A 14,266-nucleotide genomic window follows, 5' to 3' on the forward strand; every position below is an offset into this window, starting at 1 on the left:
CCCATCACGCGGCCTTCTTCAGGTCGCGCAACGCGCCTTCCAGCGTGTCAAAGCTGGGGCGGACATGCTCGGGGACGGACTGGCGACCCACCTCGACGCAAAGGGGCGTGGCGTGCTGGTGCAGACCGGCGACCAGCACCGACTTGATCACGTCGTAAAAGCCCATGTCCTGCTTGACGACACCGCCAAGCCGGTTGGCCAGCGGGGCCACGAAACCATAGGACAAGAACACGCCCAGGAAGGTCCCCACCAGCGCGCCGCCGATCATCTTGCCCAGTACGGCGGGCGGCTGGTCGATCGAGCTCATGGTCTTGATCACGCCCAGAACGGCGGCGACGATGCCCAGTGCGGGCAAGGCGTCGGCCATGTTCTGCAGGGCGTGTGGGACGTGCATCTCCTCCTCCTTCATGGTGGCGATGCGGCGGGTCAGCATGTCCTCGACCTGATAGGGATCGTCATAGTTCAGGCTGGCAGAGCGCAGCGTGTCCGCGATCAGCGAGACGACGTTGTGGTCCGCCAAAAGCCGCGGATAGGCCGAGAAGATCGGCGATTCGGCCGGCGTCTCGATATGCTGTTCCAGCGCCACGGGGTTTTCCCGCGCGATCTTCAGCAGCTGGAACATCAGGCACAGCACGTCCTGATGATCCTGCGCGGTCCATTTGGGACCCTTGAAGGCCCGCACCAGCCCGCCCACCGTCGCTTTCAGCGTGTGGCTGTCATTGGACAGCAGATAGGCCCCGATGGCGGCGCCCATGATCATCATCATCTCGAACGGCAGGGCGTGGGTGATGACGCCCATCTTGCCCCCCGCCAGCAGATAGCCGCCAAAGACCATGACCATGGTGAGGATGATTCCGACAAAACCGAACATCTGTGTTTCCTTATGGTTTGCGGACGCTGCGCGCGCCCATCTGCGCGGTCAGCAAGGCGGCCTGGCGCGGCTCGACGGCGGCGATGATGCGGGCGCCGGCCTCGGGCTGGACGCGCATCAGGATCTCGGCGGCGAAATCGGCGGGCAGGTTGGTCAGAATGGCGGCCGCCTCGGCGGGTTTCATCTGATCGTAAAGGGCAATCAGACGGTCGATATCGGTGCGCACGGCCTGGGTCGTCCCATCGCGGGTGGCCTTGATGGCGCCCTTGCTGGCCTGCAGCTGTCCCAGCCGGGTGCGCAGCGTCGCCTCGGCGGTGTCCAGATCGGCCTTCCGCTGATCGAGCGCCTGCATGTAGCGCTCGATGCGCAGCGCCCGGTCGCGCAATTCCTCGGCCAAGGCGACGGCTTCGGGGACGTCTGTGCACCCTTCCAACAGGTCGGAGGGGCCTGCGACGGCCTGAAAGACCTGGGCGAAATCCTGGCCCTTCCAGATCATAGCGCCTGCGGGCAGGGCAAACAGCACGGCCAGGACCGGCAGGATTTTCCTAGACATCGGCCACCTCGGCGCGCTTGCGCAGGCGGCGCGCGGCTTGCGGCCGGGGCGCGGCATCGGCGGCCAGGCCGATCCGCTGGCGCAGGTCCCAGATGGCGCGTTCCCGGCGCGCCGTCTCGATCTCGTCCGCCAGCAGTTCGCTGGCGGCGGTCGCCTCGTCGCGGGCCGAACGGATGGCCCGTTCCAGCCGGTCCACCTCGGCGGCCATGACGGCGATCGCGCCGCCCAAACCGCTTTCCAGATCGTTCAGCCGGCGCAAGCGGCGGGTCAGCGTGATGCAGAAGAAGGCAAGGCCCACGCAGGCGATCAGCAGCAGGGCCTGCAGCACATGGTCGGTGGTCATTTGAATCTGAACTCCGTGATCAGCAGGTCTTTGACGGCCTCGTCGCCCAGCACCAGACGGGTGCGGCCGACCAGTTCGGTGCGGATGATTTCCAGCACGCCGCGCTTGTCATAGGCGGACGGGTCCACGTCCGAGAGGAAGGTCGTGAAGGCGTCCGACACGCGCGGCATCAGGTGCTGCACCTGGGCCTTGTGCGCGGCGTCGCTTTCGATGGTGGCCGACAGGATCAGGCTGCGGGCGCGACCGCCGGGGATGATGATCTCGATCGTCGGAATGTCGACGAATTCCGCCTGCACCCCGACGGGGCCGGCCTTGGCTTCGGCGGGGGCCGACAGCATGGCCGCGGGCGACCACAGCCCCAGATAGGTCGATGCGAACCCCGCCCCTCCAAGGATCAGCGTCGCCGCGATCGGGATCAGCATCCCTTTCTTGCGGGGCTTGGTTTCGGCGGTTTCGGTCATCGTGATTCTCCGTCCTGACAAGACCGAAATATCAGAACGCGACTAACCGAATCTTAACGTGGGCCATGTCAATCAGGGTCACGACGACAATGAAGCGATGATTCGAAAGGAACGGTTTTGCAAAAACTGCAGGATTACTGGAACGAGCGAACGTCCGCCCAGCGGATGATCCTTGGTGGTGCTTTCCTGGCCGCCTTCCTGGTCATCGCGGGCTTTGGCTGGTTCGCCAGCCGGACCAACATGGCGCTGATCTATGGTGGCCTCGACCCCGCCCAGGCCGGAGAGGTCGTGGCGGGCATCGAACGCGCCGGCGTCCCCTACGAGGTGCGTGGCGATGCCATCTGGGTCGATGCCGACCAGCGCGACCGCCTGCGCATGGACTTGGCGGCGCAGGGTCTGCCGGCGGCCGGCAGCACCGGCTACGAATTGCTGGACGGCATGTCGGGCTTTGGCACCACCTCGCAGATGTTCGACGCCGCCTATTGGCGGGCCAAGGAGGGCGAGCTGGCCCGCACCATCCTGGCCCTGCCCAATGTCCGCACGGCGCGGGTGCATCTGGCCATCGAAACCGGGCGCGGCTATCGGCGCGATCAGAATGGCAGCGCCTCGGTCACGCTGACGACGGCAGGCGGGGCCATCACCCGCGAACAGGCGGCGGCGTTGAAATACCTGGTGTCGTCGGGTGTGCCGGGCATGTCGCCCGATCGCGTGACGGTCATCGACAGCAAGAACGGCATCGTGGCCAGCGATGACGACCGGACCGGCGCCGACCGCGCCGCCGAGATGAAGCGCAATGTCGAACGCATTTTGGAACCTCATGTCGGCATCGGCAACGCCATCGTCGAACTGAACCTGGATCTGGTCACCGATACCGAACTGCTGACCGAACAGCGTTTCGATCCCGAACAGCGGGCGATGATCTCGACCGTGACCGAGGAGACGTCGGATACTAGCAACTCGACCGGGGCTGGGCCGGTGACCGCCGCATCGAACCTGCCCGACGCCGAGGAGCAGGAGGGCGACAAGTCCCAGAGCGCGCGGTCCGAAAACCGCCAGCAGACGAATTACGAGGTCAGCCGCACCACCCGCGAGGTGTCGCGCCAGCCCGGATCGACCCGCCGCATGACCGTCGCCGTCCTGGTCAACGGCATCCCCCAGACCGATGCCGAGGGCCAGACGACGCTGGTGCCCCGGTCTGACGCCGAACTGCAGACCCTGCGCGAACTGGTGGCATCGGCCACCGGCTTCGACGAGGCGCGGGGCGATCAGCTGACGGTCAAGTCGCTGGCCTTCGCCGACCTGACCCAGGACGGCAGCCTGGCCGCACCGGGCCTGCTGGACCGTCTGGCGCTGAACGACCTCGCCCGGATCGCGCTGATCGGCATCTTTGCGCTGGCGGTGATCCTGCTGCTGCTGCGTCCCGTCATGCGCAACCGGACGCCCCCGGTGCCAATGCTGGATGACAGCCTGCCGCCGCCCGTCCCGGCCCCTGCCCTGACCGGGACCATCGACGACGAACCGGTCGTCGTGCAGACCGCGCCGCCGGCCCTGACGGATGAACGCCCCGAGCCCGCCGCAGCGCCCCTGTCCCTGCCGCCGGCCGATCCCGTCGCGCGCCTGAAGTCCATGATGAAGGAACGCCACGACGAAAGCGCCAAGATCCTGTCGGGCTGGATCGACAACAAGGAGACCGCGAATTGACCCTTGCCATGTTCAAACTGGAATCCTTTTCCAATGCCGCCGTCGAACAGGCTGCGCCGATGATCTTCACCCAGGCCGACCTGGACCGCGCCTTTGCCGAAGGCGCCGAAGAGGCGACGCTGAAGGCTCAGGACGATCAGCTGCGGGCGCTGGATGCCGCCTTGGTGCAACTGGCCCGGACCATGGCCGATGACGAAACCCGCCGTGCCCGGATCAGGTCCGAGGCCGTGCAGGCGCTGGCTCCGATCCTGACGCAGGTTTTGGACCTTGTCGCGCCATCGGCCAGCGCTGGCCGGATGGAACAGGCGTTGACGCGCGAGCTGGCGCGCTTGGCGCAAGAGGCCACGCCGCTGGTCGCCCAGATCGCCTGCAGCGACCGGATGCGGGCCATGGTCGACCGCTGCCTGCATCAGACCGGCCTGCACTCCATCGCCATCGGCCCCGCCGCGACCGACACCATCACCGTCACCCTGCAGGGGGGCCGGATCACCTTGGACCCCGACACCATCACCCGCGATATCCGCGCCCTGATTTCCGAGATCACAGAGGACGACACGACATGGACGCATTGATGCATCTGATCGACACCGACAACATCCAGGTCGAGGTGACCATCCGCCTTGGCCGCACCCGCCAGACCGTCGCGCAACTGTCGGCGCTACGCACCGACGACGTCTTGGTCCTGGATCAGGCCATTGAGGACGGGGTCGAGATCTGCGTGGGCGACAAGGTCATCGCCCGCGGCGAACTGACCAGCGACGGCAGCGCCGAGGACCGGCTTTGCGTGCGGGTTCTGGGCGCGACGGGGGCGGCGTGATCCGGCTGGCGATTGTATTGGCGCTGTTACCCCACGCGGCAGCGGCGCAGGATCTGGGCGACGCGCTTGGCGCGGGTCTGGGCGACAACGCTGTGCTGCTGGTGCTGGCCCTGACGGGCCTGTCGCTGGCGCCGGGCATCGCCATCATGGTGACGGCGTTTCCCTTCATCGTGACGGTGCTGTCGATCCTGCGCCAAGCCATCGGCCTGCAGCAGTCGCCGCCGAACATGCTGATCGTCAGCCTGTCGATCTTTCTGACCTGGTTCATCATGGACCCCGTCCTGCGCGAGGCATGGCAGACCGCCGGGCTGCCCCTGCAGCAGGGCCGGATCGAGATTGCCGAGGCCTTCCAGCGCGGCATCATTCCCTTTCAGGGCTTCATGTCCGCCCGCACCGACCCCGACACCTTGGCGGCCATGGCCGAGATCGCCCCCGGCGCAGGCGGGGCCGCCGACCGCCTGTCGGTGCTGATCCCGTCCTTCATGCTGTCGGAAATACAGCGCGCCTTCGAGATTGGCTTCCTGATCGCCCTGCCCTTCCTGATCATCGACTTGGTCGTATCGGCCGTTTTGATGTCGATGGGCATGATGATGGTGCCACCGGTGGTGGTGTCGCTGCCTTTCAAGCTGGCCTTCTTTGTCGTCGTCGACGGCTGGACGATGATCGCGGGGGCGCTGGTGCGCAGCTACAGCTGATCCCCGCGGGCCCGGCGCGCGTCCAGATCGCCGATGCCCAGGACCGACAGGACCTTCGCCTCGATATGTTCGGCGTTCAGCGCGCTGGTGTCGTACATCGCGCGCGGCGCATCGTGATCAACGAATTCGTCCGGCAGCACCATGGAACGGAACTTCAACCCGGTGTCGAAGACGCCTTCCTCGGCCAGAAGCTGCGCGACATGGCTGCCGAAACCGCCGACGGCGCCTTCCTCGATGGTGATCAGCGCATCATGATCGCGGGCAAGCCTCAGGATCAGGTCGCGGTCCAGCGGCTTGGCAAAACGCGCGTCCGCCACGGTCGGCGTGATGCCGCGTGCCGACAGCGCCTCGCAGGCGTCCATCACCTCGGACAGACGGGTGCCGAAGGACAGGAGGGCCACGGTCTTGCCTTCGGTGATCATGCGTCCCTTGCCGATGGGCAGGATCTGGCCACGCTCGGGCATTTCCACGCCTGTTCCCTCGCCGCGCGGAAAGCGGAAGGCGATGGGGCCGCTGTCATGGGCGGCTGCGGTGGCGACCATGTGGACCAGCTCGGCCTCATCCGCGGCGGCCATGACGGTGAAGCCCGGAAGATTGGCCAGGAACGCAATGTCATAGGCGCCCGCATGGGTCGGGCCGTCCTGTCCGACCAGCCCGGCCCGATCGATGGCGAAACGCACGGGCAGGTTCTGAACCGCGACGTCATGCACGATCTGGTCGTAGCCGCGCTGCAGGAAGGTCGAATAGATCGCGCAGAAGGGCTTCATGCCGCCCGCCGCCAGACCCGCACAGAAGGTCACGGCATGCTGTTCGGCGATGCCCACGTCGAAACAGCGGCGCGGGAAGCGTTCGGCGAACTGCTTCAACCCGGTGCCATCGGGCATGGCGGCGGTAACGCCCAGGATGCGGTCGTCGCGCCCTGCCTCGTCGATCAGCGCCTTGGCGAAGACGGCGGTATAGCTGGGGGCGTTCGATTTCGCCTTGGCCTGTTCGCCCGTCACCACGTCGAAGCGGCCGCGGGCGTGGCCGCGGTCGGCCGCATCCTCGGCGGGGGCATAGCCCTTGCCCTTCTTGGTCACGACGTGGATCAGGACCGGACCGGTCGCCCGCGCCTTCAGCGTCCGCAACAGCGGCAGAAGCTGCTCCATGTCATGCCCGTCGACGGGGCCGATATAGGAAAAGCCCAGCTCCTCGAACAGGGTGCCGCCGACGGTCATGCCCTTCAGCATTTCCTTGGCGCGGCGGGCGCCTTCCTGGAAGGCGTCGGGCAGGAAACCGACCGCGCCCTTGGCGGCGGCCTTCAACTCCTGGAAGGGACCACCCGCGTAAAGCCGCGTCAGATAGGACGACATCGCCCCCACCGGCGGGGCAATCGACATTTCGTTGTCATTCAGGATGACGAACAGGCGGCGGCCTTCGTGACCTGCATTGTTCAGCGCCTCATAGGCCATGCCCGCGCTCATGGCGCCGTCGCCGATGACGGCGATGGCATCGCCCGGATCGCCGCCCAGATCCCGCGCCGTGGCAAAACCCAATGCGGCCGAAATCGAGGTCGAGGAATGCCCCGCCCCGAAGGGATCGTATTCGCTCTCGGCGCGCTTGGTGAAACCGGCCAGACCGCCGCCGGTGCGCAAAGTGCGGATGCGGTCACGGCGTCCGGTCAGGATCTTGTGCGGATAGCACTGATGCCCCACGTCCCAGATGATCTTGTCGCGCGGCGTGTCAAAGACCGCGTGCAGCGCCACGGTCAGTTCCACGACGCCCAGTCCGGCGCCCAGGTGGCCGCCCGTCACGCTGACCGCGCTGATCGTTTCCGACCGCAGCTCGTCGGCGACCTGCCGCAAGTCGTGATCGTCGAATGATTTCAGGTCGGACGGAAGCGTGATCCTGTCCAGCAGCGGAGTCTTGGGGTGGTCTGTCATGGCTGGCCCTCCTCCGGGGCGGGCGGCGTTCAGGTGTCGCGCTCGATAACGAAACGCGCCAGCAGGCGCAAGTTTCCCGCAGCCTCACCATAGCCGGTCAGCGCATCGGCGCCTGCGGCGACAAGTCGTCGCGCCTCGGCCTCGGCTCCGTCCAGTCCCAGAAGCGACACGAAAGTGGCCTTGCCGGCATCGGCATCCTTGCCGACGCGCTTGCCCGTCACGGCTTCGGAGCCGGTCACGTCCAAGATGTCGTCGGCGATCTGGAAGGCCAGTCCCAGTGCATCGGCATAGCGGTCCAGCGCGGTCGGGTCATCGCCCGCGATCAGGGGACCGGCGGTGGCGGCAAAGCGAATCAGGGCCCCGGTCTTGCCGCCCTGCAGCCGCGTGATGGCCGCCAGGTCCAGGGGCGTTCCGGCGGTTTCGGCGGCGATATCCAGCGCCTGACCCCAGACCATGCCCTGCGCACCCGCAGCCTGCGCCAAGGCCGCGACCAGCCGCAGCCGGGAGGGCGCGGCCCCGATGCGGTCGTCGGTCAGCAGGTCGAAGGCCAGCGTCTGCAGCGCGTCGCCCGCCAGAATCGCGGTGGCCTCGGACCATTTCACATGCACGGTCGGTTGGCCGCGACGCAGGTCGTCGTCATCCATCGCGGGCAGGTCGTCATGGACCAGGCTATAAGCGTGCAGGGCTTCGACCGCCGCCGCGGCAGGCAGGGCGGCATCGTCGGAAACGCCATGCAGGCGCGCCGATTCCATCACCAGAAACCCGCGTAGCCCCTTGCCGCCCCGCACCGCATAGGCCATCGCGTCGCGCAGATCGCCCCCCGGCAGCGCCCCTATCGCGCGGGCCAGTTCGGCCTGGACCATGTCCTGAACCTGCGCAAGCCGCGCCTGCATGGGGTCGGCCAACATCACAGCCCCTCGGCAGGCGTGGTCCCCGTCGGCTGGCCATTGGCGGCCAAGGTGATCTTTTCGACCCGCTCCTCGGCCTCGCGCAGGCGGGTTTCGCAATGCGCGCGCAGGGCGGCGCCCCTTTCGTAAAGCGCGATCGATTCCTCCAGCGTGGCCTCGCCGGTTTCCAGCTTGCCGACGGTCGCTTCCAGTTCCCGCATCGCCTCCTCGAAGGACAGGGTCTTGATATCGCTCATTCTGCGGTCTCCATCAGCACTTGCACATGGGCACGCGCCGCGCGTCCCAGAGCGTCCAGATCATAGCCACCTTCCAAGCAGGATACCACCGGGGCCCCGCAGGCCGCCGCCATGTCGCAGATGGCGCGGGTGATGGCGGCAAAATCATCCTCGTCCCAGTTCAGCTGCGCCAGCGGGTCGGCGGCATGGGCATCGAACCCTGCCGAGATGATCACCAGCTGCGGATCATGGGCGCGGGCCTGCGACAGGATGTCGTCCCAGACCGCACGGGCCAGCGCCCCGTCCGATTCGGGCGGCAGGGGTGCGTTCACCATCTGCCCATGCGCGCCCGTTTCCGACGCGGCCCCCGTCCCCGGATAGAGCGGCATCTGGTGGCTGGAGGCGAAGAAGGCGCGCGCCTCGCTCCACAGCAGGTCCTGTGTGCCATTGCCGTGATGGACGTCGAAATCCAGCACCGCCACGCGATCCAGCCCGTGATGGTCCAGCGCGCGCCGCGCCGCGATGGCCGCCGTTCCCAGAAGGCAGAAGCCCATCGCGGTTTCGGTTTCGGCGTGATGACCGGGCGGACGCATGGCGACAAAGGCATTCCCGCCATCCTGCAGCACCGCATCGACCGCCGCGCAGGCCCCGCCCACCGCATGCAGCGCCGCCGTCAACCCGCCCGGCGACAAAAAGGTATCGGCGTCCAGCATGACCGTGCCGTGCCGGGGGGTGCGTTCGCGCAGTTCCTGCAGATAGCTGGCCGGATGGCAGCGCAGGACGTCGGCATCTGCACCCAGCGGCGCCTGCCTGCGGTCTAGGTCCAGATCCGCCAGTGCGTCCAACACTGCCTGATGGCGGGCCATCTGTTCGGCATGCCCGTCCGGTGTCTGGTGCCCCGCCCCCGATGCGTGCGTGTAAAGAATGGTGCGAGCCATGCTGTTCCCCCTGCGCCCTTTGCCCGAAGGCTAGGGGCAGCGCGGTCGCATCGCAAGCAGGCTTCAGATGGTCAGGTGCTGGCCGTCATGCCCCTTGATGGTCAGATCCATCAGCGTGCCTTCGGGCTGATCGGCATCGAAGGACACTTCGGTAAACTGCTCGGTCCGGCCAAGACGAGGGCCTTCGGTCAGCACGCGGTGGGTCTTGCCGATCTGGGCGTCCAGGTGGCGGCGCAGGGCCGCATCGCCCGCCGCACGCAGTTGCGCGGCGCGGTCGCGGATTACCGGGCCCTTGACGGCGGGCATCCGAGCAGCAGGCGTGCCCTGACGCGCGGAATAGGGGAAGACATGCAGGAAGGTCAGGTCGCAGTCGCTGACCAGCTTGACGGAGTTGGCAAACATCTCGTCGGTCTCGGTGGGGAAACCGGCGATGATATCGGCGCCGAAGACCATATCGGGGCGCAGGCGGCGGGCCTCTTCGCAAAACGCGATGGCGTCGTCGCGCAGGTGGCGGCGCTTCATGCGTTTCAGCACCATGTCGTCACCCGCCTGCAGCGACAGATGCAGATGCGGCATCAGGCGCGGTTCCGTCGCGATGGCCAGCATCAGGTTCTCATCCGCCTCGATCGAATCGATGCTGCTGATGCGCAGGCGCGGCAAATCGGGAACAAGGCGCAGGATGCGCATGACCAGATCGCCCAAGCGCGGCGTGCCGGGCAGATCACCGCCCCAGCTGGTCAGATCGACGCCGGTCAGCACGACCTCGTTGAAGCCGCGACCGACAAGGCGCTTGATCTGTTCGACCACGACGCCCGCCGGGACGGACCGCGAATTGCCGCGCCCGAAGGGGATGATGCAGAAGGTGCAGCGGTGGTCGCAGCCGTTCTGGACCTGCACATAGGCGCGATGGCGCCCGAAACCGTCGATCAGGTGGCCTGCGGTTTCCTGCACGGACATGATGTCGTCGACCAGCACCTTTTCGGTCTCGCCGATCAGGTCGGGGGCGCGCAGATCTGCCCAGGTCTGGGGCTGCATCTTTTCATGGTTGCCGATGACGCGGCTCACCTCGGGCATCGAGGCGAAGGTCTCGGGCTCGGTCTGGGCTGCGCAGCCGGTGACGATGACCGGCACGCCGGGGTTTTCGCGCGACAGGCGGCGGATTTCCTGGCGGGCCTTGCGGACGGCCTCGGCGGTGACGGCGCAGGTGTTGACGACGACGGCGCCGGACAGACCGGCGGCATCGGCCATCTCGCGCATCGCCTCGGTCTCATAGGCGTTCAGGCGGCAGCCGAGGGTGGAGAAGACAGGCGCGCTCATGACAGCCACTCGGGCGTCAGGGTGCCGCGGAAGACCAATGCCGTCGGTCCCTCCATCCAGACGCCGTCATCGCGCCAGTCGATCAGCAGCTGCCCGCCCGGCACGTTGACGGTCACGCGCCGCCCGGTCAGCCCGCGCCGCGCGGCCGCGACGACCGCCGCACAGGAACAGGAGCCCGATGCCAGCGTCGGGCCGGTGCCACGTTCCCAGATGCGCAGCAGGATTTCACTGTCGGACAGGATCTGCACGATCTCGACATTGGTGCGCTGCGGGTAAAGCGGATGATGTTCATGGTCGGGGCCGAAGCGGTCCAGATCGACCGCCTGCGCGTTATTCACGAAGAAGGTGATGTGCGGATTGCCCATCCCCGTCGCCACCGGGTCGCCGTCGATCGGCAGGTGGTCGATGTCCACGTCCCGCGCCAAGGGGATCGCCTGCCAGTCCAGCACCGGCGGGCCCATGTTCACCCGCGTCATGCCGCCACCCGCATCCTCGGCCAGCAGCATCCCGTGATCGGTGCGCAGGGTCAGCGCGGTCTTGCCCGTTTCGTCCATCAGCAGCCGCGCAATGCAGCGCGTCGCGTTGCCGCAAGCCGCGCTGAGCGAACCGTCGGCATTCCAGAACACAAGGCGCGCATCGGCATCATCGCAGTCCTCGATGGCTGCCAGCTGGTCGAAGCCGACGCCGCGATGGCGGTCGGCGATGCGCGCGACCAGACCCGCGTCGGGACGTGCCATCCCGCCGCGCAAGTCGATCACTGTGAAGTCGTTGCCCAGCCCGTGCATTTTCAGGAAGGGCATTCCGGTCGGGGATGCATGCGTCATGCCGCGCGATATAGTCCCCGTGAAATGAATTTGCCAGCATCCAGTTTTTTCCGCTTGACGCCACCAGCCACCCCTCCTAGTAACCGCCTCGTGTTGGGCCCATAGCTCAGTTGGTAGAGCAACTGACTTTTAATCAGTGGGTCACAGGTTCGAATCCTGTTGGGCTCACCACTGAAATTCCTATAGTTTCAAAGAGATGCCTTGACCCTCCGGGCCGGTGCCCTTATGAGACTTTTGTGTGGGCCCATAGCTCAGTTGGTAGAGCAACTGACTTTTAATCAGTGGGTCACAGGTTCGAATCCTGTTGGGCTCACCACTGAACATCAGTTTTCCTTTCCCAAAGGTGGCCGCAGGAATTCGGACCGGTCGCTAAGCCCTGGCGATTGACGAAGGACTGATCTGCATAACGAAACGGAAGCGCTATTCGGCGGAGTTCAAGGCGAAGGTGGCTCTTAAAAGCCATTCGCGAGGAGCTGACGACAGCTGAACTGGCAAAGAAGTATGACATCCACCCCACCATGATCACGGGCTGGAAGAGAACAGCAATCGAGAACATGGGCTCGGCCTTTGGCAGTGGTGCGCCCGCCGCACCGCAGATTTCTGCGGATGAGGTCGAAAAGCTGCATGCCAAGATCGGCCAGTTGGTTGTGGAACGCGATTTTTTGTCCGCAGTCTCATTCTCGGCACTGGAGGCAAAAAGCGGTGAATCAGGATCACCCCGATCTCAGCGTCCGGCGGCAATGCAGCCTGCTGTCACTGGCGCGCTCTGGTCTTTATTACCAGCCGCGCGGTGAAAGCGCCGAGAACCTGAAGTTCATGGAGGTCATCGACCGGCAGTTCCTCGAGACGCCGTGGTATGGCTCGCGGCAAATGGCCCGCCATATGCAACGAGAGGGACATCGATGCGGACGTCATCGGGTCCGTCGGTTGATGAAGCTCATGCGGCCTGTGCCAATCTATCAGGAGCCGAAGACCAGCAAGAAGCATCCAGAGCACAGGATTTACCCTTGCCTTCTTAGGGGCCTGTCCATCACCCGCCCCAATCAGGTCTGGTACACCGACATCAGTTATATCCCCATGCGCCGGGGGTTCCTCGATCTGGTCGCCATCATGGACTGGCACAGTCGCAGGGTGCTGAGCTGGCGGCTGTCGAACTCCATGGACGCAGGTTTCTGTGTCGAGGCCTTGAAGGAAGCACTGGCCAAATACGGGCCGCCCGAAATCTGTAACTCCGATCAAGGTTCTCAATTCACCAGCACCGAGTTCACCGAGGTGCTGCTGGATGCAAAAGTGAAGATTTCCATGGATGGGCGTGGCCGCTGGATCGACAACCGCATGATCGAAAGGCTGTTGCGTTCCCTCAAATACGAATGCGTCTACCTGAACGCCTTTGAGGCCGGTTCCGAGGCCCGCAGGGGGATCGGCGCCTGGATCAGTTACTATGACGAAAAACGTTCACACTCATCGCACGGGTTGCTGACGCCCACTGAAACCTATGATACTGCCAACCCGAACCTGAGAGCCGCCGCCTGACATGAAACCCATGCCAAAGCTTAGCGAGGCGGCAAACTGGTCGAAAACTCCAGACCACCTCTGTTCGAGATGGTCCGCTTGAAGCTGGTCTCGCTCAGCTCCGTGTGGCGCCGAACGAACCCCTTGGAGCACCAGATGCCCGAGCCGTCATCGCTGGCATTGTTGGCCAGGAACATGGTGATCTGCTTGCGGACGGCACTGCCGAAACGGTACTCATGGCAATGGGCCTCTACGACGTAGCTCATGGCCGGTCCTCCGTGAGGCTTGCGCCAGTGGCGGAGGGGGCGTAGGCTGTTGATGTCGAAAGACATTCTTTGTTGTCGGGTGGAGTGCCAGCTACCCCGGCAATTTTGTTTGGGGCTCCGGGGGCGTCCGGATGGTTCGTCAGACCCTGAATTTCGTCAATAAAATCAAAGGAAATGTTGTGGGGGTCCGCCAGAGTAACCCCTTGATTTGCAACAAAGCGCAGACTCCTGTTGGGCTCACCATCTAATTCCTCGAATTGTCGATCGTCTGGCTGCAGACGACGCATGGTTCGCCACCTGTTCCGCCGCAGGGTCGCCCTTGGCACCTTGGCGCTCTGCTGCAAAGTAGAAAAAACTATCCCAAAAGCCATGATGTCCATGACCCGCGTTTGGCCTATTGTGGCAGTGTTGGGCACCTGATCAGGGTGTGAGGGCCTTGATCTTGTCGCTCATCGCAGTCGCAACGCAATCTGTCTTCCGGCATGATATATCTGTAAAGATATGTTGATGTATCCGTAAGGCCATATGTAAAGCGTCCTAAATTGTAAGTGGTGACCAGGTTATGCAGGATAAGAAGCAAGTAAGCTTCAATACCCGTTCGTTGAATGTCCTTCCGTCGGGGGGGATCGAATACAACGAAAGGGTCTGGCGAAAATGGGCGGTCCAGCTGAGATCGGACGGGCTGCTCAGCGTAACCATCTCCGATGCGCTACATCTCGAGGCCGCCGAGTAGGTCCCGATCATGTCGGCATCCTGGTCGCGGGGCGCGTGTCATCCTGAATAGCACGCGCCCCGTGCAGTTGATCGTCTAGGCTCCAGACCCATTGATTTCAGTCCGTTGCGGTGATTCAGGCTTCGCAAGGAGACCTGCTCTATGAGCAATCTTTACTGGCTGGCCGAGGCGCAGATTGAGCGCCTGAAAC

The 14,266-nt window shown here is 65.0% G+C and carries 16 protein-coding genes, 2 tRNA genes and 1 pseudogene; 7 read left to right on the plus strand and 12 right to left on the minus strand.

The window, feature by feature from the left end; all coding sequences use genetic code 11:
* Window positions 1-4: 4 nt before the first annotated feature.
* The 4 genes from motA to DKT70_RS07330 are packed head-to-tail and all read right to left on the minus strand — an operon-like array spanning window position 5 to window position 2,228.
* Complete coding sequence (gene motA / locus DKT70_RS07315) at window positions 5-871, minus strand: flagellar motor stator protein MotA (protein WP_111558523.1); 867 nt, start codon at window positions 869-871, stop codon at window positions 5-7.
* Between the two features lie 10 nt (window positions 872-881).
* Window positions 882-1,424, minus strand: coding sequence for a MotE family protein (locus DKT70_RS07320; RefSeq protein WP_111558524.1), 543 nt, complete (start codon window positions 1,422-1,424; stop codon window positions 882-884).
* On the minus strand, window positions 1,417-1,767 hold the full coding sequence (locus DKT70_RS07325; RefSeq protein WP_072295674.1) for a hypothetical protein: 351 nt from the start codon (window positions 1,765-1,767) through the stop codon (window positions 1,417-1,419). The genes DKT70_RS07320 and DKT70_RS07325 overlap by 8 nt, the downstream gene beginning before the upstream one ends.
* Entirely contained in the window at window positions 1,764-2,228 is a 465-nt protein-coding gene (locus tag DKT70_RS07330; protein WP_111558525.1) for a flagellar basal body-associated FliL family protein, read from the minus strand. The genes DKT70_RS07325 and DKT70_RS07330 overlap by 4 nt, the downstream gene beginning before the upstream one ends.
* A 117-nt stretch (window positions 2,229-2,345) precedes the next feature.
* Between DKT70_RS07330 and fliF the strand changes: the two genes are divergently transcribed.
* The 4 genes from fliF to fliP are packed head-to-tail and all read left to right on the plus strand — an operon-like array spanning window position 2,346 to window position 5,441.
* A complete protein-coding gene (gene fliF / locus DKT70_RS07335; protein ID WP_111558526.1) occupies window positions 2,346-3,929 on the plus strand; it encodes a flagellar basal-body MS-ring/collar protein FliF in 1,584 nt (527 codons plus the stop codon).
* Between the two features lie 8 nt (window positions 3,930-3,937).
* Window positions 3,938-4,501, plus strand: coding sequence for a hypothetical protein (locus DKT70_RS07340; RefSeq protein ID WP_146612601.1), 564 nt, complete (start codon window positions 3,938-3,940; stop codon window positions 4,499-4,501).
* Window positions 4,489-4,746, plus strand: a complete 258-nt coding sequence (locus DKT70_RS07345; RefSeq protein ID WP_083554021.1) for a FliM/FliN family flagellar motor switch protein — start codon at window positions 4,489-4,491, stop codon at window positions 4,744-4,746. The genes DKT70_RS07340 and DKT70_RS07345 overlap by 13 nt, the downstream gene beginning before the upstream one ends.
* A complete protein-coding gene (gene fliP, locus DKT70_RS07350; protein ID WP_407672197.1) occupies window positions 4,746-5,441 on the plus strand; it encodes a flagellar type III secretion system pore protein FliP in 696 nt (231 codons plus the stop codon). Before DKT70_RS07345 ends, fliP begins: the two co-directional genes overlap by 1 nt.
* Here fliP and dxs read toward each other — a convergent pair.
* The 6 genes from dxs to dapF all read right to left on the minus strand — a co-directional run bounded on the left by dxs (window position 5,432) and on the right by dapF (window position 11,541).
* Entirely contained in the window at window positions 5,432-7,363 is a 1,932-nt protein-coding gene (gene dxs, locus DKT70_RS07355; protein WP_111558528.1) for a 1-deoxy-D-xylulose-5-phosphate synthase, read from the minus strand. The two genes, fliP and dxs, sit on opposite strands and share 10 nt — an antisense overlap.
* A 29-nt stretch (window positions 7,364-7,392) precedes the next feature.
* Window positions 7,393-8,256, minus strand: a complete 864-nt coding sequence (locus DKT70_RS07360) for a farnesyl diphosphate synthase (protein WP_111558548.1) — start codon at window positions 8,254-8,256, stop codon at window positions 7,393-7,395.
* A gap of 14 nt (window positions 8,257-8,270) precedes the next feature.
* On the minus strand, window positions 8,271-8,507 hold the full coding sequence (locus DKT70_RS07365) for an exodeoxyribonuclease VII small subunit (RefSeq protein ID WP_111558529.1): 237 nt from the start codon (window positions 8,505-8,507) through the stop codon (window positions 8,271-8,273).
* Window positions 8,504-9,424 carry a histone deacetylase family protein gene (locus tag DKT70_RS07370; RefSeq protein WP_111558530.1) on the minus strand — a complete coding sequence of 307 codons (921 nt, stop codon included), beginning with the start codon at window positions 9,422-9,424 and terminating at the stop codon, window positions 8,504-8,506. Before DKT70_RS07370 ends, DKT70_RS07365 begins: the two co-directional genes overlap by 4 nt.
* 63 nt (window positions 9,425-9,487) lie before the next feature.
* Window positions 9,488-10,741, minus strand: a complete 1,254-nt coding sequence (mtaB, locus tag DKT70_RS07375; protein ID WP_111558531.1) for a tRNA (N(6)-L-threonylcarbamoyladenosine(37)-C(2))-methylthiotransferase MtaB — start codon at window positions 10,739-10,741, stop codon at window positions 9,488-9,490.
* The gene (gene dapF / locus DKT70_RS07380; RefSeq protein ID WP_233490465.1) at window positions 10,738-11,541 is read right to left on the minus strand and encodes a diaminopimelate epimerase; all 804 of its coding nucleotides are present in this window, start codon (window positions 11,539-11,541) and stop codon (window positions 10,738-10,740) included. The genes mtaB and dapF overlap by 4 nt, the downstream gene beginning before the upstream one ends.
* Before the next feature lie 119 nt (window positions 11,542-11,660).
* Here dapF and DKT70_RS07385 point away from each other — a divergent pair.
* From DKT70_RS07385 to DKT70_RS07395, 3 genes and pseudogenes are all read left to right on the plus strand, one after another.
* A tRNA-Lys gene (locus DKT70_RS07385) sits at window positions 11,661-11,736 on the plus strand.
* Window positions 11,737-11,805: 69 nt separating this feature from the next.
* Window positions 11,806-11,881, plus strand: a tRNA-Lys gene (locus DKT70_RS07390).
* Window positions 11,882-11,962: 81 nt separating this feature from the next.
* A pseudogene (locus DKT70_RS07395) lies at window positions 11,963-13,098 on the plus strand (IS3 family transposase).
* Window positions 13,099-13,118: 20 nt separating this feature from the next.
* On the opposite strand, the gene DKT70_RS07400 reads toward DKT70_RS07395, so the two are convergent.
* Both DKT70_RS07400 and DKT70_RS17760 read right to left on the minus strand, forming a co-directional pair.
* Window positions 13,119-13,343: a hypothetical protein gene (locus tag DKT70_RS07400; RefSeq protein ID WP_111558533.1), complete on the minus strand. Its 225-nt coding sequence runs from the start codon at window positions 13,341-13,343 to the stop codon at window positions 13,119-13,121.
* Window positions 13,340-13,630: a hypothetical protein gene (locus DKT70_RS17760; protein WP_146612602.1), complete on the minus strand. Its 291-nt coding sequence runs from the start codon at window positions 13,628-13,630 to the stop codon at window positions 13,340-13,342. Before DKT70_RS17760 ends, DKT70_RS07400 begins: the two co-directional genes overlap by 4 nt.
* Window positions 13,631-14,266 lie beyond the last annotated feature (636 nt).

The sequence above is a fragment of the Paracoccus sediminilitoris genome, from assembly GCF_003259195.1.
GTDB lineage: Bacteria > Pseudomonadota > Alphaproteobacteria > Rhodobacterales > Rhodobacteraceae > Paracoccus > Paracoccus sediminilitoris.